The 21,496-nt window shown below is 69.0% G+C and carries 20 protein-coding genes; 14 read left to right on the forward strand and 6 right to left on the reverse strand.

The window, feature by feature from the left end:
• Positions 1-2 precede the first annotated feature (2 nt).
• Complete coding sequence (locus ELQ92_RS14300) at positions 3-1,004, forward strand: LacI family DNA-binding transcriptional regulator (protein ID WP_128500004.1); 1,002 nt, start codon at positions 3-5, stop codon at positions 1,002-1,004.
• A gap of 315 nt (positions 1,005-1,319) precedes the next feature.
• The gene (locus ELQ92_RS14305; RefSeq protein ID WP_128500005.1) at positions 1,320-2,006 is read left to right on the forward strand and encodes a PadR family transcriptional regulator; all 687 of its coding nucleotides are present in this window, start codon (positions 1,320-1,322) and stop codon (positions 2,004-2,006) included.
• A 95-nt stretch (positions 2,007-2,101) separates the two neighbouring features.
• Here ELQ92_RS14305 and pdxY read toward each other — a convergent pair whose 3' ends face one another.
• Both pdxY and ELQ92_RS14315 read right to left on the reverse strand, forming a co-directional pair.
• Positions 2,102-2,953, reverse strand: coding sequence for a pyridoxal kinase PdxY (gene pdxY / locus ELQ92_RS14310; RefSeq protein ID WP_128500006.1), 852 nt, complete (start codon positions 2,951-2,953; stop codon positions 2,102-2,104).
• A gap of 310 nt (positions 2,954-3,263) precedes the next feature.
• Positions 3,264-4,529 (reverse strand): ammonium transporter, encoded by a 1,266-nt coding sequence (locus tag ELQ92_RS14315; RefSeq protein ID WP_128500007.1) that lies wholly within the window; start codon positions 4,527-4,529, stop codon positions 3,264-3,266.
• Between the two features lie 441 nt (positions 4,530-4,970).
• On the opposite strand from ELQ92_RS14315, the gene ELQ92_RS14320 reads away from it, so the two are divergent.
• From ELQ92_RS14320 to ELQ92_RS14355, 8 genes are read left to right on the forward strand one after another with little or no spacing between them, the layout of a single operon-like run.
• Positions 4,971-6,614 carry an ABC transporter substrate-binding protein gene (locus tag ELQ92_RS14320; RefSeq protein ID WP_128500008.1) on the forward strand — a complete coding sequence of 548 codons (1,644 nt, stop codon included), beginning with the start codon at positions 4,971-4,973 and terminating at the stop codon, positions 6,612-6,614.
• Positions 6,611-7,690 carry an ABC transporter permease gene (locus tag ELQ92_RS14325; protein ID WP_128500009.1) on the forward strand — a complete coding sequence of 360 codons (1,080 nt, stop codon included), beginning with the start codon at positions 6,611-6,613 and terminating at the stop codon, positions 7,688-7,690. The genes ELQ92_RS14320 and ELQ92_RS14325 overlap by 4 nt, the downstream gene beginning before the upstream one ends.
• Before the next feature lie 5 nt (positions 7,691-7,695).
• On the forward strand, positions 7,696-8,604 hold the full coding sequence (locus ELQ92_RS14330; protein ID WP_128500010.1) for an ABC transporter permease: 909 nt from the start codon (positions 7,696-7,698) through the stop codon (positions 8,602-8,604).
• 1 nt (position 8,605) lies between these two features.
• Entirely contained in the window at positions 8,606-9,664 is a 1,059-nt protein-coding gene (locus ELQ92_RS14335) for an ABC transporter ATP-binding protein (RefSeq protein ID WP_128500011.1), read from the forward strand.
• On the forward strand, positions 9,661-10,734 hold the full coding sequence (locus ELQ92_RS14340) for an ABC transporter ATP-binding protein (protein ID WP_128500012.1): 1,074 nt from the start codon (positions 9,661-9,663) through the stop codon (positions 10,732-10,734). The genes ELQ92_RS14335 and ELQ92_RS14340 overlap by 4 nt, the downstream gene beginning before the upstream one ends.
• Positions 10,731-11,816: a LacI family DNA-binding transcriptional regulator gene (locus ELQ92_RS14345; RefSeq protein ID WP_128500013.1), complete on the forward strand. Its 1,086-nt coding sequence runs from the start codon at positions 10,731-10,733 to the stop codon at positions 11,814-11,816. Before ELQ92_RS14340 ends, ELQ92_RS14345 begins: the two co-directional genes overlap by 4 nt.
• A complete protein-coding gene (locus ELQ92_RS14350) occupies positions 11,813-13,447 on the forward strand; it encodes an FAD-dependent oxidoreductase (RefSeq protein ID WP_128500014.1) in 1,635 nt (544 codons plus the stop codon). The genes ELQ92_RS14345 and ELQ92_RS14350 overlap by 4 nt, the downstream gene beginning before the upstream one ends.
• Before the next feature lie 53 nt (positions 13,448-13,500).
• Positions 13,501-14,967 (forward strand): glycoside hydrolase family 5 protein, encoded by a 1,467-nt coding sequence (locus tag ELQ92_RS14355; RefSeq protein ID WP_128500015.1) that lies wholly within the window; start codon positions 13,501-13,503, stop codon positions 14,965-14,967.
• Between the two features lie 70 nt (positions 14,968-15,037).
• On the opposite strand, the gene ELQ92_RS14360 is transcribed toward ELQ92_RS14355, so the two are convergent.
• The gene (locus tag ELQ92_RS14360) at positions 15,038-16,330 is read right to left on the reverse strand and encodes a M18 family aminopeptidase (protein ID WP_128500016.1); all 1,293 of its coding nucleotides are present in this window, start codon (positions 16,328-16,330) and stop codon (positions 15,038-15,040) included.
• Positions 16,331-16,417: 87 nt separating this feature from the next.
• Here ELQ92_RS14360 and ELQ92_RS16820 point away from each other — a divergent pair, with 87 nt between their 5' ends.
• The 4 genes from ELQ92_RS16820 (at position 16,418) to ELQ92_RS14380 (ending at position 18,135) form a co-directional block, all read left to right on the forward strand.
• On the forward strand, positions 16,418-16,723 hold the full coding sequence (locus ELQ92_RS16820; RefSeq protein WP_128500017.1) for a lactococcin 972 family bacteriocin: 306 nt from the start codon (positions 16,418-16,420) through the stop codon (positions 16,721-16,723).
• Positions 16,708-17,343 carry a hypothetical protein gene (locus ELQ92_RS14370; RefSeq protein WP_128500018.1) on the forward strand — a complete coding sequence of 212 codons (636 nt, stop codon included), beginning with the start codon at positions 16,708-16,710 and terminating at the stop codon, positions 17,341-17,343. Before ELQ92_RS16820 ends, ELQ92_RS14370 begins: the two co-directional genes overlap by 16 nt.
• Positions 17,344-17,351: 8 nt before the next feature.
• Positions 17,352-17,537: a hypothetical protein gene (locus tag ELQ92_RS14375; RefSeq protein WP_128500019.1), complete on the forward strand. Its 186-nt coding sequence runs from the start codon at positions 17,352-17,354 to the stop codon at positions 17,535-17,537.
• A gap of 106 nt (positions 17,538-17,643) precedes the next feature.
• Positions 17,644-18,135: an MSMEG_6728 family protein gene (locus ELQ92_RS14380; RefSeq protein ID WP_128500020.1), complete on the forward strand. Its 492-nt coding sequence runs from the start codon at positions 17,644-17,646 to the stop codon at positions 18,133-18,135.
• 113 nt (positions 18,136-18,248) lie between these two features.
• Here the strand turns inward: ELQ92_RS14380 and ELQ92_RS14385 are convergent, their stop codons facing one another.
• Genes ELQ92_RS14385 through ELQ92_RS14395 form a run of 3 tightly spaced genes read right to left on the reverse strand, consistent with a single transcriptional unit; the run spans position 18,249 to position 21,489 of the window.
• Positions 18,249-20,045 (reverse strand): choice-of-anchor G family protein, encoded by a 1,797-nt coding sequence (locus ELQ92_RS14385; RefSeq protein ID WP_128500021.1) that lies wholly within the window; start codon positions 20,043-20,045, stop codon positions 18,249-18,251.
• Entirely contained in the window at positions 20,042-20,890 is an 849-nt protein-coding gene (locus ELQ92_RS14390; RefSeq protein ID WP_128500022.1) for a hypothetical protein, read from the reverse strand. Before ELQ92_RS14390 ends, ELQ92_RS14385 begins: the two co-directional genes overlap by 4 nt.
• Complete coding sequence (locus ELQ92_RS14395; RefSeq protein ID WP_243695062.1) at positions 20,887-21,489, reverse strand: signal peptidase I; 603 nt, start codon at positions 21,487-21,489, stop codon at positions 20,887-20,889. Before ELQ92_RS14395 ends, ELQ92_RS14390 begins: the two co-directional genes overlap by 4 nt.
• Between the last annotated feature and the right edge of the window lie 7 nt (positions 21,490-21,496).

Below are 21,496 nucleotides of genomic sequence, written 5' to 3' on the forward strand. Positions count from 1 at the left end.
GCATGGCCCGTCCCACCATCCATGACGTCGCCGCTGCCGCCGGCGTCTCCGTCGCGACGGTCTCGAAGGCCGTGAACGGCCGGTACGGCATCTCGGCGTCGACGGCGCAACGCGTCCTCGACGTCGTGCACGAGCTCGGATACGAGTCGAGCCTCGTCGCGAGCAGTATGCGCTCGCATCGCACGGGCGTCATCGGGGTCCTCGTCGCCGACTTCGAGCCGTTCAGTTCGGAGATCCTCAAGGGGGTCGGCGCCGCATTGCACCACTCGCGCTACGACCTCCTCGCATACAGCGGGACGCGGCAGCGCGACAGCGAGGGCTGGGAACGCCGATCACTCAGCCGCTTGAGCGGCACGCTCATCGACGGCGCGATCATGGTGACACCCACGGTCGTGAGCGCATCGACGGAGATCCCCGTCGTCGCGATCGATCCGCACACGGGTCGGGCCGATCTGCCGACGGTCGAGTCCGACAGTTTCGCCGGCGCGATGCAGGCGACCAAGCACCTCATCGAACTCGGACACCGCCGGATCGGGTTCCTCGCAGGACGACCGGACCTGCGGTCGTCGATCGCCCGCGAGGCGGGGTACAAACGGGCCTTGTCGGAGGGCGGCATCGCGTTCGACCCGCGCCTCGTCCGCATCGGCCTCTACCAGCAGGAGACCTCGCGAGAACCCGCAGTCGAACTGCTCTCCCTGCCGGATCGGCCGACGGCGGTGTTCGCCGCCAACGACCTCTCGGCCATCGCGATGGTCGAGGTCGCATCGCGGCGTGGTCTGTCGATACCGCGGGACCTGTCCGTCGTCGGCTTCGATGACATCCCGGAGGCGTCCCAGATGAATCCGGCGCTCACCACGATCCGCCAGCCGATGCAGAACCTCGGGGCGTCCGCCGCGCACATGCTCATCGCACTCATGGCCGGTGACGAGCCGGAGCACATGCACGTGCGCCTGCCGACGCGCCTCGTGCGTCGGCAGACCACGGCTCCCCCCGCGACCGCCTAGCGCGCTGCCGCCTCGCCCCTCTCCCCCTCCCCTGGGTCGTCGTACATCTGCGGTGAGACACCCTCGGACCGCAGATTCGTGACAACCCGAGGTGAGTGTCGGCGACCTGTCGTGGTGCACCGGGCGGGTGGGCGGGGCGCAGAGCGAGACGGCGCAGCGCGAGGCGGCGCAGCGCGAGGCGGCCGGCTGTGACTTCGGTTGACAACCGATAGTTACCGACATATCGTTGACGCATCGCGACACATCTGAGATGGTCGACTCGACAATCGAGTGTCCCGCGATTCTCCGAACTCACCCACGACGAGAGGAGCGCTCATGCGCCCCCATACCCACGACCACGCCAACGACCACGACTACGACTACGAGCGCCACGGCGGTCACGACCTTCCCCACGACCGCCTACACCACGGCGGCGGTCGCGACCGGTCCCGCTTCCAGCCGGGGCACCCGCACCGCGGCCCGGGCGGAGGCGGCCGTCGCGACTTCGGCTTCGGTCCCGGTCCAGGATTCGGTCCGGGCTTTCGCCCCGGTCCTGGCTTCGGCCCGGGACGCGGCGGGCGCGGCCGTGCCCGCCGCGGCGACGTCCGACTCGCGATCCTCTCCCTTCTCGCCGACGGGCCGACGAACGGCTATGGGCTCATCAAGAGCATCGCCGAGCGCAGCGAGGGCACCTGGCGACCGAGTCCCGGTTCCGTCTACCCCACGCTGCAGCAGCTCGTCGACGAGGATCTCATCCTCGCCGAGGAGTCCGGCTCGAAGACCGTCTACGCACTCAGTGAGACGGGATCGGCCTACGTCGCCGAGAACGCCGAGACGATCGACGCGGCATGGGCGGCGGCGACCGACAAGAGCGAGGGCGAGGACGCCTTCCAGACCAGCGTCATGAAACTCATGCGGGTCATCAAACCCTTCATGCAGGACGCGAGCGACGCTCAGCGCACGGCCGCCGCCGAGAAGCTCGACGAAACCCGTCGCGCGCTCTACGCGATCCTCGCCGAGTGACCCCTGCCTCCCGCGGTTTTGCGTACGCAACTGCCCACCGCGGGTGAATTTTCACCCGCGAACCGCGGTTGCGTACGCAAATGCGAGGGGAACTATCAGCGGACCCTGACCGCCGTGAACTGCATGCGCGGGTGCGCGTAGAACTCCTGCGCCTCGACGAGCTGGAGCTCGCGCTGACCCGAGCGGTGGGTCGCGTCGATGAGGTCGAAGATGCTCGACGCCGTGCGCTCGAGCGCCGTGGCTGCACTGCCCGTCTCGCGGTAGTGCGCGGTGAAGAGCGCCGCCGTGACGTCTCCCGATCCGTTCGCCTTGAGCGGCAGCATCGGCGTCGTCACGATCCACGCACCGCTGTCGTCGATCGCGAGCATCTCGATCGTGTCGGGCTCTCGATCGGGACGCTCGACGCTCGTCACGAGGATCGTCCGCGGGCCCATCGCCCGCGCCAGATCGGCCGACTCGAGTGTCGACTCGAGCGTCGACGGGTCCGTCCCCGTGAGGAAACCGAGCTCGAACTGGTTGGGCGTGATGAGGTCGGCGGCGGGGACGACCCGCTCGCGGAGGAGGACGGGGATCTCGGGGGCGACGAAGCAGCCGGACTTGGCGTTGCCCATCACGGGGTCGCACGCGTAGATCGCGGACGGGTTGGCCTCCTTGACGCGCTTCACGGCGTCGACGATGACGTCGCCGATGCCGACGCCGCCCTGGTAGCCGGAGAGCACGACGTCGATCTCCGGGAAGACCCCGCGGTCCTCGATGCCGGCGATCACGTCGGCGACCTGCTCGGGGGCGATCAGGGGCCCCTTCCAGGCGCCGTACCCCGTGTGGTTCGAGAAGTTCACGGTGTACACCGGAAGCACCTCGACACCGATGCGCTGGAGCGGGAACACGGCGGCCGAGTTGCCGACATGACCATAGGCGACGGCGGACTGGATCGACAGGATCTTCATGGGTGTTGGTCCTTCATCACGGGAGACGCGCCAGCGAGTGGCGACTCACGGGCTGAGAAAAACTGTACGCCCTCCGCACCCTCGCCTCGCCACTCCGCCGCGCCGCTCCCCGATCCCCACCCCCGCAGTTGCGTACGCAACTGCATTCCGCGGGTGGAAGTGCACCCGCGGGGAGGAGTTGCGTACGCAGACGTCGAGGGAACCGGGTGGTGGGAGACCGAGGCGGGCGAGGGCACGGGATGGGACGACGAACGCGGGCCCGGCTCGAGAGCCGGACCCGCGTCCTGGAGGTGTGTCGTACGCGTGGTGACTAGCGGGCGTCCGTGAAGACGTAGCCCTCCTCGCCGTGAACGACGGTGTCGATGCCGGCGAGCTCGTCCTCGTTCTTCACGCGGAAGCCCATCGTCTTCTGGATGATCCAGCCGATGATGAAGGCGAGCACGAACGAGTAGATGAGGACCGCGAAGGCCGCGATCGCCTGGACGATGAGCTGCGACGCGTCGCCGCCCATGAAGAGGCCGGTGCCGCGAGCGAAGAAGCCGAGGTACAGCGTTCCGATGAGGCCACCGACGAGGTGGATGCCCACGACGTCGAGCGAGTCGTCGAAGCCGAGCGTGAACTTGAGGTCGATCGCGAGGCAGCAGACCGCACCGGCGATGAGACCGAGCACGATCGCCCAGATCGGGTCGAGAGAGCCACACGCCGGAGTGATCGCGACGAGGCCGGCGACGGCACCCGAGGCGGCACCGATCGAGGTCGGCTTGCCGTCCTTGATCTTCTCGACGAGCAGCCAGGCGAGGAGCGCGGCGGCGGGAGCGGCGATCGTGTTCACGAAGGCGAGAGCAGCGGTGCCGTCGGCGGCGAGCTCGGAGCCCGCGTTGAAGCCGAACCAGCCGAACCACAGCAGGCCCGCGCCGAGGAGCACGAACGGCGGGTTGTGGGGGACGTGCACGCCCTTCTGGAACCCGACGCGGCGGCCGAGGACGAGGGCCAGCGCGAGCGCGGCGGCACCGGCGTTGATGTGCACGGCGGTTCCACCGGCGAAGTCGATCGCGCCGACACCGAAGACGTCCTGCAGACCGTGAGTGATCCAGCCGCCGTAGGCGAAGGATCCGTCATCGGCGAGGCCGAAGTTGAAGACCCAGCTCGCGACGGGGAAGTAGACGAGCGTCGCCCACACTCCCGCGAAGACCATCCAGGCGCCGAACTTCGCACGGTCGGCGATGGCGCCGGAGACGAGAGCGACGGTGATGATCGCGAAGGTCGCCTGGAAGGCGACGAAGGCGAGTGGCGGGTAGGCCGCGTCCTCGGGTGTCTCGAGCACGTTGGTGAGGCCGATGGCGCCACCGTCGATGGCCCACGGGAAGAGCGTGCCCTCGGCTCCCGGGAACGCGATCGCGTACCCGTAGAGCACCCACAGCACGCCGATCAGACCCAGCGCACCGAAGCTCATCATCATCATGCTGATGACACTCTTGGCCTTGACCAGTCCGCCGTAGAAGAACGCCAGCCCCGGTGTCATGAGCAGCACGAGGGCGGCAGCGATCAGAATGAACGCAGTATTTCCTTGATCCATTGAGAACCCCTTGTTCGCTAACGCGACATCGTGACGCGTGCCTCACATCGTGTCGGACTCATGTTTCAGCGGGAGTCGCGACCGTGTTTCGCGCTCGTTACAGATTCCACAGGCTGCGCCGAACCCCCGGCGCGCCGTCCGTCGCCCGTGGCCGCCCGGCCCGTCCCACCCGGGGTCAGGCGTGGGCGAGGAGTTCGAGACCGATGACGGCGAGAGCGAGTACCGCCTCGGCGAGGAGGACGATGAGGCGCTTGTGCCGCGGGATCCTCGCCGTCCGCACACCCTATCCCCGTCGGGAACTCGGCTCTTGACAGGGTGTGAAGGACGTCGCTACCTTGTTGCTCATACGTAGTAGCACCGCATGTATCTCGCGGTCTAGTCGGTCATACGTATGAGCGCACCCCCGAACACCGACGACACATCCAGTCAAAGGAGACAGGAATGTCCTTCAGGTCCCGCACCATCGGAGCGATCGCGGCCATCGCCCTCGTCGCGAGCGTCAGTGCGTGCTCGTCGGCGGGAACGACGAGCACCGCCCACACCGACACGATCGTCTACGGGAAATCGGACGGCGGCACGACGTACGTCCGCAACTACAACGTCCTCGGCCCGGCGACCGAGAAGGCGCCGAACGCCGAACTCATCTATGAGCCCCTCGCTCGCGTCGATTACAGCGACGGCGCGGTCGTGGAGCCGTGGCTCGCCGAGTCGTTCGACTTCGATGACGCCGGAACGACGCTCACCATCGCGCTGCGCGACGACGTCACGTTCTCCGACGGCGAGGCGTTCGACGCCGACGACGCGCTCTATTCGCTCTCGCTGCCCCTCGAGAGGCCGGAACTGAACCTCGCGGGCGTCACCTACACGTCGGTCGAGAAATTCGACGACCTCACCGTCACGGTCGGCTTCGACTCCCCCTCCTTCGCGGCGCTCAACCAGTTCTCGTCGAGCTCGCTCCCGATGGTGCCGCAGCACATCTGGGAGGAGCAGGACCTCACGACCTGGACGAATCCCGACCCGATCGGCACGGGCCCGTTCACCCTCGACGCGTTCGCGGGCCAGCAGGTCACCCTCAAGGCGCGCGACGACTACTGGGGCGGCGAGATGCCGATGACGTACTTCAAGATCCTCGCGACCAACGGTGAGACCGTGAAGGCGCAACTCCTCCGCGGCGACGTCGACTGGGCCCCGGCCAGCTGGCCGGGAGCCGAGGACGAGTTCGTGGGGAAGGACCCCGAGACGAACCTGTACCAGCTCTACGCCACGGGCGGCGCGTACTCGATGATGTACAACACGGCCCAGGCCCCCTTCGACGACGTGAACCTGCGGCAGGCGCTCGCCCTCTCGATCCCCCGCTCCGACATCACGGCCACGCTCAACCGGCCCGGCACCGAGGCCGGCCCGACAGGGCTCGTCGACCAGATCTACGAGGACTGGCTCGCCCCCGAGTACCGGGGCTTCGTGCAGGAGGTCGACGAGCACGCCGCGCTCGCGGCGCTCGACGCGAGCGGCTACGAGGTCGTGGACGGTGCGCTCGTGAAGGACGGCCAGAGCTACAGCCCGCGCTTGTCCTTCAACCAGGACTTCGGCTGGAACGCGTACGCGGACATCATGATCAACAGCTGGAAGAAGGTGCTCGGAATCACCGTCACCCCGGCGGGAGCACCGGGCGCGACCCTCTACGACCAGCAGAAGACGGGCGAGTTCGACCTCACGATCGCGACGACGGGAGGCGCGGGCGTCTACGGCGTCTACAACTTCCTCGACAGCCGCTACGTCGAACCGGTCGGCACCTCCGCAGCCACCAACATCGGGCGCTGGAGCGATCCCGAGACCGACGAAATCCTCACCGGCATGACCGAGGCCGCCGACGAGGAGACCATGAAGGCGCTCGCGCTCGACATGCAGAAGATCGTCGTGGACGAGGTCCCGTTCACCCCGCTCTACAACTCGTACTGGTTCGTCGACATCAACGCGTCGAACTGGACCGGCTGGCCGACGCCCGACGACTTCGACGCCGTACCCGCACCGAGCCTGGGGCCGGACACGATCCTGACGCTGCTCGGGCTCGAGCCCGCGTCATGACGACCACTCAGGGAGCGGCGGCGCCGGCCGCCGCCGCTTCCGGCCCCCTCGAGGTCACGCGGAGGAGGAAGGGGCGCAAGCGCGGGAAGTTCCTCGTCCGGCGCCTCGGCTTCTACCTCGTCGCCGCATGGTCGGCCATCACGCTCAACTTCGTCATCCCACGCCTCATGCCGGGCGACCCGTCCGCCGCGATCATCGACCAGCTCGAGCGCGTGAGCGGTCAGGCACTCCCGCCCGCGACGCTCGTCTCGATCCAAGGACTCTTCGGCAACCCGGACGACAACCTGTTCGAGCAGTACATGACCTACCTGGGCCAACTCGCCCGCTTCGACCTCGGCGTCTCGATCGTGAACTTCCCGGTCCCCGTCGCGGACCTCGTGGCGACGGGCCTGCCCTGGACGCTCCTGCTCGTCGGCACGACGACGATCGCCGCGTTCGTCCTCGGAACGGCTCTCGGTGTCGCGGCGGGTTGGCGGGCGGGAACACGCTTCGACGCGATCGTCACGCCGCTCACGACGTTCCTCTCTTCCGTCCCCTACTTCTGGGTCGCCCTCCTGGCCCTGTGGTTCTTCGGCTTCATCCTCGGCTGGTTCCCGCTCTCCGGCGGCTACGACCCCAACCTCGCGATCGCGTTCGAACCCGCGTTCATCGCGAGCGTGCTGCAGTACGGCGCTCTCCCCGCGGCGACGATCGTCTTCTCCGCATTCGGCGGCTGGATGCTCGGGATGCGCAACATGACCGTCACGACCGTCGGGGAGGACTACGTCCTCCTCGCGCAGGCGAAGGGCCTCTCGCCGGCCCGAGTGCGGTGGCGCTACGCCGCCCGCAACGCGATGCTCCCCCAGTTCACCGGGTTCGCGATGGCACTCGGCGGAGTGGTGGGGGGAGCGCTCCTCACCGAGATCGTCTTCAGCTACCCGGGCATCGGCTACCTGCTGTTCTCCGCGCTGCAGAAACGTGACTACCCCGTCATGCAGGGAGTGTTCCTGCTCGTCACCCTCACCGTGCTGCTCGCGAATCTCATCGCGGACTCGGTGTACGTGTGGCTCGATCCGCGCGTGCGAGAGGAGGGCTGAGGGAGATGAAATACGACCTCTTCGGCAACGGCAAGGTCACCTTCGGCGTGGTCGTGCTCGGCTTCTTCGTGCTCCTCGCGATCCTCGGGCCGTGGTTCACAAGCACCGTGCTCGGACTCGACGCACGCGCCAACGACATCTCCGCGATCTCCTCGCCGCCGAGCGCCGCTCACCCACTCGGGACGACGCAGTTCGGCCAGGACGTCCTCGCCCAGGTGGTCGAGGGAGCGCGCGGGTCCATGTTCGTCGGATTCCTCGGCGCGATCGTCGGGACCGTCATCTCGATCCTCGTGGGCGTCCCGGCCGGCTACTTCGGCGGCACGACCGGAAACGCCCTCAACTTCCTCACGAACCTGTTCCTCGTCATGCCGGTGCTCCCGCTCATCTTCGTTCTCGCCGGCTATCTGCAGGGCACGGGCCTCGTGATGATCGCGTTCATCATCGGCGTCTTCGGCTGGGCCGGCGGCGCGCGCACCCTGCGCGCCCAGGCCATGAGCGTGAGCAACCGCGACTTCGTGCAGGCCATGCGCATGCTCGGGGAGTCGAACCGCCGCCTCATCTTCACCGAGGTCATGCCCCACCTCTACGGCTGGATCGCGTCCATGTTCCTCGGCGGGCTCATCGGCGCCGTCATGGCCGAGGCCGGGCTCGCATTCCTCGGCGTCTCCGACTCGTCGGCGATCAGTTGGGGCACGATGATCCAAGCGGCCCAGCAGCAGAGCGCCGTCCTCCGCGGGCTCTGGTGGTGGTTCGTGCCGCCGGGCCTCTGCATCGCGCTCGTCGGAACGGCCGCGGCTCTCATCAACTTCGGCGTGGACGAGCTCGCCAACCCGAAGCTGCGCTCGGGTTCGCGCCGCGTGGCCAAGCGCACGGCGGCGATCCGCCGCACCGCACTCGCGCCGGAAGGGGTTTGACATGACGATGACACGCACACGACCGGGCGACGACACCGCCGCCGCGACACCCTCGGAGATCGTGCTCGACGTGGACGGACTCTCCGTGGAGTACGCGGGAGCCGGGGCGCCCGTACGCGCCTGCACCGACGTGACCTTCCAGCTGAGACGGGGCGAGATCCTCGGCGTCGTGGGCGAGTCCGGTTCGGGCAAGTCCACGCTCATCACGGCGCTCACCCGACTGCAGCGGCCCCCCGCCGTGACGACGAGCGGTCACGTGGTGTTCCACCCGCAGTCCGGGGAACCGGGGATCGACCTCGTGCCGCTCAAACCGCGCGCGCTGCGGGCGCTGCGCTGGACGAGCCTCTCGATCGTGCTGCAGAGCGCGATGGACGCCCTCAACCCCGTCATGCGTCTCGGCGCCCAGTTCGTCGACGTGCTGCGCGTGCACGACCGGTCGATGAGCAACGCGGCAGCGTGGGAAGAGGCCAGGCGACTGCTCGGCCTCGTCGGCATCTCCGCCGATCGCGCCCGCAGCTACCCGCACGAGCTCTCGGGCGGAATGCGGCAGCGGGCGACGATCGCGCTCGCCCTCGCGTGCCGACCGGAGCTCGTCGTCATGGACGAGCCCACGACCGCCGTCGACGTGGTCATGCAGCGACAGATCCTCGCCCAGGTGCTGCGGCTCCGGCGCGAATTCGGCTTCGCCGTGGTGTTCGTGACCCACGATCTCTCGCTCCTGCTCGAACTCGCCGATCGGATCGCCGTGATGTACGCGGGGCGGATCGTCGAGCTCGCCTCCGCCGAGGACCTCTACCGCACGCCGCTGCACCCGTACACGCGGGGGTTGCGCGACTCATTCCCGCCGCTCCACGCACCCGTGACGCGGCTCGAAGGCATCCCCGGGAGCCCGCCGGACCTCCGCGCGCTGCCCGCCGGCTGCCCGTTCGCGCCGCGCTGCCCCGCGGTGATGGACCGGTGCCGCGACATCCTTCCTCCCCTCCTCTCCCACGGCGACCCCGACTCCCCGGACGCTCGATCGGTCGCCTGCCACCTCCACGACGAGGAGCTCATCCCATGACCGCACCCGTGCTCGAAGCCATCGACGTCGCGAAGCACTTCGCCGTCGCGAACTCCCTCGGCGACTCCTCCGTCGTCCGCGCCGTCGAAGGCGCGAGCATCCGGCTCGAACCCGGCCGCATCACCGCGGTCGTCGGGGAGAGCGGCAGCGGGAAGACCACGCTCGCGCGGATCCTCGCCCGGTTCTACGAGCCGACGTCCGGTGTCATTCGCCTCGACGGCGTGCCCGTCGCGGGCGACGGCATCCGGAAGCGAGCCGTGCAGAAGGCGTACCGCAAGGACGTGCAGCTCATCTTCCAGGACCCCTTCGGCTCGCTCAATCCGCTCCACCGCGTGCGACACAATCTCGAACGGGCCGTGAGACTGCACCACCACGGCCGCAGCAAGGCGGCCCTCGAGGAGAGGGTGACCTCGCTCCTCGAGCGCGTGAGCCTCACCCCAGCGAGCGACTACGTCGACAAGTTCCCCCACGAGCTGTCGGGCGGACAGCGGCAGCGCGTCGTCATCGCACGGGCGCTCGCCGTCGAACCGCGCGTGCTGCTCGGCGACGAGCCCATCTCGATGCTCGACGTGTCCATCCGGCTCGAGATGCTCAACCTGCTCGACACGCTGCGCCGCGAGGACGGCCTCGCGCTCCTCTATATCACCCACGACATCGCGAGCGCGCGCTACCTGTGCGACGACATCGTCGTGATGTACGCGGGCCAGATGGTGGAGGCAGGTCCGAAGGACGCGGTCATCTCCAGTCCACAGCACCCGTACACGAAGCTGCTCGTGGAGTCCTCACCCGATCCACACCGCGACGTCGCGGCGGATCGCGACGAGATCTTCGGGGCGGCCGACGAGCTCGGCGAACCCCCGAGCCTCATCGATCCGCCGTCGGGATGCCGCTTCCACCCGCGCTGCCCCTTCGCGATGGAGAAGTGCACGACCACTCCTCCTCCGCGCGCGCAGCTCGGCGACGGCCGCTGGGCCGACTGTTGGCTGCACGAGGAGGGCCGTGCCGACGAACTCTCCGGCTCGACCATGACGGAACTCATTACCCGGAAACTCACGGAGGAACGCCGATGACCAACTCCACCGGACGACAGCGCGCGGCCAGGCAATCGGACGTCGCGGCTCTCGCCGGCGTCTCCCAGTCGGCCGTCTCGCGCGTGATCAGCGGCGACGCCGACTCCCGAATCCCGGAGGAGACGCGCAAGCGCATCCTCGACGCGATCGCGACGCTGGGCTACGTCCCGAACCCGATCGCACGAAACCTGCGCGGCAAGCGTACGCAGCTGCTCGGCGTGCACACCTTCGAGGCGCTCTTCCCGAACGCCCGCGAAAGCTTCTACTTCCAGTTCCTCCTCGGCATCGAGGAGCGCGCGGAGGAGACCCGGCACGACCTCGTGCTCTTCAGTTCGACGGGGGACGGAGGCGGGGCGCGGAAGATCTACCGCGACGAAACCAATCGGTTGACGATCGCCGACGGCAGCGTGCTGCTCGGCATGTCTCCCGACCGCGATGAGCTGGCCCGGTTGTGGCACGAGGGCTACCCCTTCGTGCACATCGGTCGACGCGAGGTACTCGGGGCGCCCTTCCCCTGCATCATCCCCGACTACCGTCGGGCCGCAGCCGAGATCGTACGGCGGCTGTTCGACCACGGGCACCGCTCGTTCGCTTTCGTCCGCGAGTCGATCGAGGGCGAGCCGTACGAGGACCGTCGGGACGGGTATCGCTCCGCCGTCACCGAGCTCGGGATCCGCGATTCCTCCCCCGGCTTCCTGTCCGACGAGAGTGGCCTGTCGGACGCCGTGCTCGACGGCTTCGCCGACGGTTCGGTCACGGCGGCCGTCGTCGAGAGCGAGCGCATCGCCGAGACCCTCCGCGAGAGGCTCACGGCGCGCGGCTTGTCGATCCCGGGAGACGTGTCCGTCGCCGTGCTCGAGGACACGGCGGGCGCCGGGGTGCGGTGGGACGATCTGCGCATCCCCCGCAAGCAGATCGGGCGGATCGCCGTCGACCGGCTCATCGAGATGGTCGAGGACCCTGACGCCCCGCGCGAGAGCGTGCTCGTCGCGTGCGAGGTTGTGGAAGGCGAGACGATCGCCTCCGTCAGGGCAGCGGTGCGGAGCGGTTCGGCCGCAGGCCCCGACGGGAGTGCACGATGAGACCCTCATCCCCCGACCTGCTCATCGTCGGTGGTGGCATCGGCGGAGTCGCAGCAGCCCTCACCGCCGTGCGACTCGGCAGGCGGGTGCTCCTCACGGAGGAGACCGACTGGCTCGGCGGTCAGCTCACGAGCCAGGCGGTGCCGCCGGACGAGAACGCGTGGATCGAGGAGCCCGCGACGGGTCCCGGCTACGCCGAGTTCCGCCGCCGCGTGCGCGACTACTACCGCCGCAACTACCCGCTCACGGCCGCCGCAGCCTCCGAACAGAACATCAACCCGGGTCTCGGGGTCGTGAGCCGCCTCTGCCATGAACCGCGCGTCGCGCTCTCCGCGATTGACGAGATGCTCGCGCCGTGGATCGCGTCCGGGCGGCTCGAGGTGCTGTTGGAGCATCGTCCGGTCGCCGTGGAGATGCGCGGCGACGCGGTGGGCTCGGTCACGGTCCGCCGCCGCCGCGACGGGATCGAGCGGGACCTCTCCGCCCCGATCGTCATCGATGCGACCGAACTCGGCGACCTCCTCGCGCTCGGTGATGTAGAGCACGTGATCGGGGCGGAGGGACGCGACGACACGGGCGAGCTTCATGCCCCGGAGACCGCGAACCCCCTCGACCAGCAGGCGATCTCGTGGTGCTTCGCACTCGAGCACCGGCCGGGCGAGGACCATGTCGGGGACCGACCCGAGCGCTACGAGCACTGGCTCACGCACGTGGCACCGTTCTGGCCGGGGCCGCAGCTGTCATGGACCGACGTCGACCCCATCAGTCTGCGCGTGCACACCCGTCCGCTCTTCCAACTGCAGCCGACGCGCGAGGTGCCCTTCGACCTCTGGAAATTTCGCCGCATCCTCGCCGCCGAGAACTTCCGCGAGGGCACGATCGACTCCGACGTGACCATCGTCAACTGGCCGCAGATCGATTACTGGGAAGCGCCGATCCTGGGCGTCGATGAGAGCTCCGCCGCCCGCGCCCTCGCGGCGAGCCGTGAGCTCTCCGCGTCCTTCCTCTACTGGATGCAGACGGAGGCGCCGCGCGAGGACGGCGGCACCGGCTATCGCGGGCTCCGCCTCCGCGGCGACGTGACAGGCACCGACGACGGCTACGCCAAGGCCCCGTACATCCGGGAGGCCCGCCGAGCCCTCACCGAGTTCCGGGTGCTCGAACAGCATGTGGGCGTCGAGGCGCGCGGCGCCGACGTCGGGAGCGAGCTCTTCCCCGACAGCGTGGGCATCGGCCACTACCGGATCGACCTGCACCCGAGCACGTCGGGACGGACGTATGTGGACATCGAGGCCTACCCGTTCCAGATCCCGCTGGGCGCGCTCCTGCCGGTCCGCGTCGACAACCTGCTGCCCGCAGCGAAGAACATCGGGTCCACGCACATCACGAATGGCTGCTACCGCCTGCATCCCGTGGAGTGGGCGATCGGCGAGGCCGTGGGCGCGCTCGCATCGTTCGCGCTCGAGCACGGCCGACCGCCGCGAGCGGTCCGCGAGGACCCCACGCTCCTCGCCGACTACCAGCGCCTCCTCACCGACCGCCTCGGCGTCACGCTGCAGTGGTCGGAGGAGGTGCGCACCCACCACTGGACGCCCGAACCGGTGGACGCGGAAGACGTCCCGGTCCCCTGAGGCCGAGGCTCGTCCGTCGCAACGAGGCGGCGGACGGAAGGAGAGGGAGAACCATGTTCAGACCACACCGATCCCGTCGGACGGCGCTCGCGCTGACCGGCCTCGTCGCGGCGGCACTCGCCCTCGCCGGTGTCCCTGCGACCGCGACGGCCGCCCCCGCAGGAAGCGCTCCGGCCCTCCGGGTGGACGGCAACTGGATTCGCGACGAGAACGGCAACGGCGTCACGCTCCAAGGAGTCTCGGTGCTCGCCCCGGAACAGAACGACCTGTGCGAGTACTGCAACTCCAAGCCGACGTCGGAGCTCATCGATCTGGCCGCCGACACCGCGGCCGGCTGGAACTCCGACGTCGTACGCCTGCCCGTCACCGAGATCAGCTCGACGACCGACCTCGCCGCCTACGACGCCCAGTACATCGCGCCGTACGTGGACCAGGCCGTGGACCTCGGCATCTACCTCATCATCGACCTGCACCTCGTGCGCGACTACGGAGACGCGGCCGGCGCGGTTCCACAGTCGATGGTGAAGCGGTTTTGGGATTACATCGCCCCGATCTACGGCGGCACGTCGAACGTGATCTTCGAGGTCTTCAACGAGCCGATCAACCCGGCGAACTGGAACACCTGGAAGGACTACATCCAGCCCGTCGTCGATTCCATCCGCACGACGGCTCCCGACACGCTGCTCCTCATGGGTTCGCCGCAGTGGAGCACGATGCTGAACGGCGCTCTCACGAACCCGGTGGAGGACGACAACCTCGCGTACGTCTATCATCTCTACCCCAACCAGGGTTCGCCGACCGAGGCGCTGCTCGACTCGAAATTCGGCAACGCGGCGGCGTCGATCCCCGTCGTGATCACCGAGTTCGGATGGAATCCTCCCGGCGAGTTCTCCGATCCGATCACGAACGGGACAACCTCCAATTGGGGAGTCCCGTTCCGCGAGTACATCGACGCGCACCCGTGGATCGGCTGGCAGGCGTGGATCCTCGACAACTTCTGGAAGCCTCAGATGTTCGACTATGACTGGAATCTCATGGGTGGTGAGTTCCAGGGGCAGTTCGTGAAGGACTGGCTGGCCGGCGAGCCCAATGTATCGCCGTGCACGGTGCATGAGGCAGTGGGCGCGAGCGTGCAGGTGTCCTCCGTGTACCAGACGTACTCGGGAGACAACCTGACGGACGGTGACTGCACGAACGCCGGGCGCTGGATCTCGGCCGTCGGTGACACGACACCGACGGCGACCGTGTCTCTCGCGGCGGCGCAGGACGTCTCTTCCGTCGGCGTCTACAGCGGCTATAACGGGGGCTCGGGTGTGGTGCTCGTGGACTTCACGATCGAGGTCCACACCTCGGCCGGCTGGCAGCAGGCGGCCGCGGTCACGGGCAACACGCAGGCCGCGCGTGACGTGGCGGTCGGCGTGAGCGGAGTGGACCAGATCCGTCTCGTGGTGACGAACCCGTCGGCATCGACGACGGAGGCGAAGATCGCCCGAGTCTACGAATTGGCCGTGCGCGGCTGACAGGCGGCGCACACGACGCCGTACGGCCGAACGGCGGGCGGGAGCGGCCGGCGCTCCCGCCCGCTTCCGATCAGACCCCTCGGAAGAACGCGGTCGCGGTCGCCGCGAGCGCCGTCACATCGTCGACGTGCACGAGTTCGCGCGCTGAGTGCATCGAGAGGAGCGGCACCCCCACATCGACGGTACGGATGCCGAGCCGGGTCGCGGTGAGGGGTCCGATCGTCGAGCCGCACGGCACCGTGTTGTTGGAGACGAATTCCTGGAAGGGCACGCCGGCCGCCGCGCTCGCACGCGCCCAGAGCGCGGCACCGTGCGCATCCGTCGAATAGCGCTGATTCGCGTTGATCTTGAGCAGGGGCCCGCGCCCGGCCTGCGGCCGGTTCACGGCGTCGTGCTTCTCCGGGTAGTTGGGGTGGACGGCGTGACCGGCGTCGGCGGACACGACCCACGACGACGCGAAGGCACGCGCGACCTCGCTGGGCCCGGCACCGAGGGCCGCCCCGACGCGTGACAACACGTCGGCGAGGAACGGACCGCTCGCCCCCGAACGCGACTCCGAACCGAGTTCCTCGTGATCGAACGCGGCGAGGACGAGCACGGCCTCGCCATCGGATCCGTCGGTGTCGTCGCCCGCCGCGGCGAGCAGCGCTGTGAGCCCCGCGTGCACGGAGCTGAGGTTGTCGAGACGGCCCGAGGCGAAGAGCGCGTCGTCGAGTCCGAACGCGCGCGGCTCCTGGGTGTCGGCGGTCAGCATGTCATAGCCGAGCACGTCCTCCGATGCCACTCCCGCGCGATCGGCGAGGAGGCCGACGAGGTCGCCGGCGGTCACGTCGCCGACTCCGAAGACCGGCTGGACGTGGCGTTGGCGGTCGAGAGTGAGTCCTGAGTTGACGTCGCGGTCGAGGTGGATCGCGAGCTGCGGGATCCGCAGGTACGGTCCGGTGCGCACGAGGTGCTCGCGTCCGTCTCGCGTGACGAGCCGCCCCGCCAGCTCGAGCTCACGGTCGAGCCACGAGTTGAGGAGCGGCCCGCCGTAGATCTCGACACCGGCCTGCAACCAACCGGCCGCGGCCGTCGTGGGCTTCGGCTTGAGCTTGAAGGCCGGAGAGTCGGTGTGGGCTCCGACGATCCGGAACGGGGTCGTCGCGGTCGCGCCCACGGGAACCGCGACGACGATCGCGGCGCCGTCCCGCACGATCACCACCCGGGAGCCCGACTCGAGATCGGCCCAGTCCGACGCCTCGTCGAGCAGCGTGAATCCGGCGGCGATCGCCCGATCGGCGACCTCACGAGCCGCGTGATACGAGGACGGGGAGGCGGAGACGAAGCGGGCCAGATCGGCGACGTGCGCGGCGGAGTCCATGCGTCCATCCAAGCACTCGGGCGGATCCACCCGCGAATTGCGCACGCAACGGACGACGGCGGGTGAAATTCGCGGCACCGTCGTCCGTTGCGTGCGCAAACGCCGGGGCGTCGGGGTCGCTTCCCTCCGTGGCCCCGGACCATCGAGTTCTCCACACCTCGATCGAGTACGGTATCCGTATGGGTATCTTCGCTACGTTCGTGGTGCGTCGGGCCGGTCGGCTCGGCGACCACGACAGGAAGGGAGAAGCCCAAGTACCACTCGGCGACGGCGTGCGACGGGTCGATCATCCGTCACTGCGCGAAGAAGAGCGCGGGACCCGGCAAGTGGGCTCGGGCGTCGACGAGCGCGACCTACATCGGCGGCAACACGGCCTATTGGGACACGTACTGAGCCGCACGGGTCGATCCGGGCGGGCGCTCCGCGCGGCCATCGCCGTGGGAGCGCTCGTCGTCACCTGCTCGATCGCCGGTTGCGCCTCCGCGACCGGCGATCGGCCGGGCGGCGGGAGCGCCGGATCGGACGACACCGAGACCCTCATGGTGCCTCCGACGCCGTTCGAGGGGCCCTGGGCCGAGCTGCTGATGACGATGTACGGCATCGGGACGACGGCGGAGCGCGAGGCCCTCGCGGACGGCGCGATCGACGAACTCGAGTACTCCTACTTCCGCGACCGGATCGTCGAGTGCCTCGGCGACCTCGGCGTCGAGGCCTCCTTCGCGGCGGACTCAACGCTCGAGTACACCCCTTCGGACGAGGCCGCCGAGGACGACGCCGATGCCTGCATGGGGGAGGGCGGCATCCAGGTGCTCACGCTCAAGGACACCATCGACCGGAACCCGGAGAACCTCGACGAGGCGACGATCATGGTCGAATGCCTCCAGGAGGCGGGACTCGTCGGCCCCGAGTACACCGCGCGCGACTACGTCGCCGGAGTCGGATTGTCGGACCACGGCGACGACGACGCGTTCGCCGAATGCACCGCCGATCCCCTCGGCCTCCTGGAGCGGTGACGAGCACCATGGACATCCTGACGACCATCATCTCGCTCGTCATCACGGCGGCGATCGCGATCCCTCTCGTGATCGCCGCCGTGTTCGCGACGCAGTTGCTTCGGATCGCCCGGACGCGCCGCAATCCTCGTCGCACCGTCGAGGACGACCCGCACGAGGACGACCCGCACGAGGACCTCGACGAGAAGGGCTGACCCGCACGCTCCACGACGGCCGTCTCCTGCCATTGGATCCGTACACACCCACTCGGGCGCGCGCCACCGGGTGCAGCAGCACGCGTCACCCGCTTAGCGTCGAGGGATGCAGACGTTCCTGCCGTACGCCGACTTCGAGCGGAGCGCCCGTGCGCTCGACACCAAGCGACTTGGCAAGCAACGCGTCGAGACCCTCCAGGTGATGCGCGCGCTCACCGTCGAGGGCTACGGCTGGCGGCATCACCCGGTGGCGAAGATGTGGCGCGGTCACCGGCCGAGCCTCATGGTCTACCAGGATGCGACGTGCACCGAGTGGGAGCGTCGCGGCTTCGCCGACACGTGCCGCGAGAAGACGCTCGCCGTCCTCGCGATCCCCTCGCTCCTCAGCCGCCAGAACCTCCGGGTTCCCGTCATCGACGAGCTCCTGGCCTACGAGCTCGGTCAGACCCCGCCACCGCCGTGGCTCGGTCGCGAGGACATCCACGAGAGCCACCGCTCGAACCTGCTCCGGAAGGATCCCGAGTTCTACGGCGAGCTCTTCCCGGACACCCCCGCCGACCTCGACTACGTGTGGCCGGTCCCGAAGGGCGCGCCCTAGCCGCGGCCGGGAGGAACACGTCCAGGAACGCGACGAAGCGAGCCGGTCGCACCGGTAAGCGACCGCGTGGCCGTTTCGGTCACGGGGGCAGGATGCGCCGGCCGGTATCGAGGTCACGATCGAGGCGGCACCGTGTTCGGCCCGACCTCCGAGGTCGCGAGTTCGATGTACGAGGGGCCGCCGCTCGGAACCAGCGCGTCGAGGAAACCGATGCGAAGAGCGCTCACCGAGAATTCGCCGCTCGACTCCTTCGTCGGCACCTCGAGGAGTGGGCCGGGCGGAGATCCCGGCTGATCCGGTTGCACGTTCACCATGATCGAGAGCACGGATGGCAGCGCTGACACGAGGCCCTCCAGCACGCCGACGACGGGGGACGTGAGAGCCGTGAGACTCGAACCCCCAGAGGCGAGCGGGTCGATGAGCGAAGCCGTGAGCTGCGACGCGATGGCGGCGAGGAGTGTCGGACCCAACCCGAGCAACGTGCTGACCAGTCCGCTCACGGATATTCCGAGCACGGAGAGCACTGCGTCGAGAACCGACACGAGTCCGAGCACTTCGGTGTCGACGGCGACGCTCGCCGTGCCTGCGAGCACCTCGCCGATCGTTGCATCGAGATCGACGTCGAGGCGAACGATGCGGGTCGCGCCGAGACTCACGACTGCGGAGACGTCCACCACGATCCGAGCGGCGAGGAGCGCCGAGCGGAGCGATGACACGACCGCAGCCGTCCACGTGTCGAGGAGGCCGCCGGCTCGAGCCACGAGATCATCGACGACATCCGCGTCGATGACGAGCTCGGAGTTGGGCGGCAAATCGTTCACACCACGGGCGTCATCACCGAGGAGGTCAGCGAGATCCACACGGAGCGACCCGGCCACGGGGTCGATCGTCACGACCCCGTCGGTGAGGGGAGTGACGAGGAACGGCTCGAGGGTCCGCGTGAGGTCGAGTCCCGTAATCGCTATCGAGCCCGTCAGCGCGCCGAGCGACAGTTCGTCGACGAGCGCCGAGAGGATCGAGTCGCGGATGGCGAGGCTCACGAGGCCGCTACTCCCGACGAGCGAGGACGCGGCGGCGTCGAGGCTCGCGGCGGTCGATGTGGCTGCGTCCGCCAGAGCTCCGACGGTCGGACTGTCGACGTCGAGCGCGAGACCGGCGATGCCGTACTCCCGCCTGACTCCCGTCACGGATCCGTCGCCCCACGCGGCGCTCTCGGCGGCAGCGCACCAATCGAGGTGCGCTTGCGATCCGACGGCGCCGATTTCGATCGTGGGGTCGACGACGCCCTGCAGTTCGGGCACGAGGCCGTCGAGGGAGAGCCGTGCGGGTTCCGGGAACTGGTCGGTCGGCGTCTCCGACGAGACGAGCAATGCCCCGCTGTCGTCGACGAGTCCTGATGCCGCGGCCGAGCTGCCCGTGGTCGTCACGCGTGCCACCTGGTTGACGGCTCCAGCAGAGCCGGCGGGGAGACCCACGTCGAGGCCCGTCAGGTCGAGCCCGACGATCCCGTCGAGGAGGTCGACGGCGAGCGGTCGCCCGAACGTGTCCGTGGTGGGATCGGCGTCGCCGCTCCCGAGGTCGACGGCCGACGCCGGCTGCACGATCGCGGGTCCAACCGCCGGGCGGACGAGGACGAGCTCCTCCAGTTCCGCGACGTCGTCCAGATCCTGGCCGAGCAACTCCCCACGGAGGAATGTCGAGCTCGCGGCTGTCGTGTAGCCCGTATCCGCGCCGCAGTCGAAACTCGACGTCCCGACCGTCGTGTGCCCCCACTCCGCATCGTTCCAGCCGGCGACGGTCGCCGAGACGTCAGGGGGGACGATCGCGAGGACCACGAGCGCGGCGACGGCACACACGGCTCGTCGGCTGATCCGTCCGGGCACTGAGGCGTGCCGAGGAATGCTTCTCATACGTCATCCCTCCCGCTCGGGAGCGTGAGTCGCGCGGCCACCGTTGAACCCGCCGTCCGATCGCCCGTCGCTCCTCGCCCGCGAGTCGCGAGCGCGGTCACGCCGAGCCCGAGCGCGCCGAGCGCGGCGAGGAGGAGCCCGATCGGATCCGCACCGGTAACGGGGAGGCCGCCGGCCGGCGTGTCCGTCGGGCGGGTCAGATCGTTGGTGAGAGGAATGCCGATCGGACGACCAGGAGTACTCGGCTGTCCGGGTGTGCTCGGATCCTCTGCCGCCGCCGTGAGGCCGAGACCGATGTCGCCGCTCAATCCCATGAGCGACTCGTCGCGGGCATCGGTCGACTCGAGGCCGATGCCGACGAGGAGATGCGTGCCGTCGACGGGATCGACCCCGTGGAGGTCGAAGACGGGACTCACGGTCGAGTAGTCGTCGCTCGGCCGCGCGTCAGTCACGACCTCCCAGCCGGCGGGGCAGCGCGGGCTGTCGGGCACTCCTGTCCACGCGACGTCGCACCGTTCAACAGTCGCGACGAGACCCTCCGGGTGCTCGACGAGATCGCCGTCCTTCCAAATCTCGAGAACGAGCGAAGCGTCGGAGGACCCCTCGATCGTCGCGGTGACCTCCCAATATCGGATGACGCCGGGGCTCAGGGCCTCCAGCTGCGCGGGGTAGGGGTCGGACGACAGCACGAGACGACCGGGCGCTCCGTTCTCGGGAACCACCTGAAGCGCTGCATGAGCCGAGCCGGAGAGGAGGACGACCCCGCAGACGAGTGAGCCGACCGCCGCGGAAGCGGCCGCCCTCACCACGGCATACCGCGGCGTCCTCCTGTTGCCCGCCGTCATGGCGCCGTCATCGACGGTGAGCCGCTCGACGGGTCTGAGGACTTGTGGGATTCGAACGGTCGGCGCTCAGGCGGCCAGAACGACCACACGAACACCATCGCCACGAGCCCGGCGGTGATACCGATCGCCGCCGGTGTGCGAAGGACGGAGAGCGCAGCGGCACCGCCCGGGACCGCGACGAGCACCCGCTCGGCGGCGCGCACGACGTACGGCTCGCGGTCGGCAGTGTCGTTGGCATCGCCCTTCAGTACGAGCGAACGAGCAGAGGCGTCGTCCGCCACGAGCCCCACCGACTCGACCCGGTGGGTGACGGGGAGCGCTCCGCCGGGACGGGGCACCGTCACGACGTCTCCGACCATCACGCGCGACGCATCCACGTGCTGCACGATCGCCGCCGTGCCGGTCGGCATCGAGGGGGCCATCGACCCCGTCGTGAACACGATGACCGACAATCCGAACACCCACCCGGACGCCACACAGGCAAGCACGGCGATACCGACGAGGCCGGCGATCGTGACGAGGACCGAAGCGGTCGTCGATGTCCTGGCAGGAGCTGTCACCTCAGCGTCGATCCGGGTCTGCTCGAGCAGCGACGGCATCGTCACC

This window comes from Labedella populi (assembly GCF_004078655.1).
Classification (GTDB): Bacteria; Actinomycetota; Actinomycetes; order Actinomycetales; family Microbacteriaceae; genus Labedella; species Labedella populi.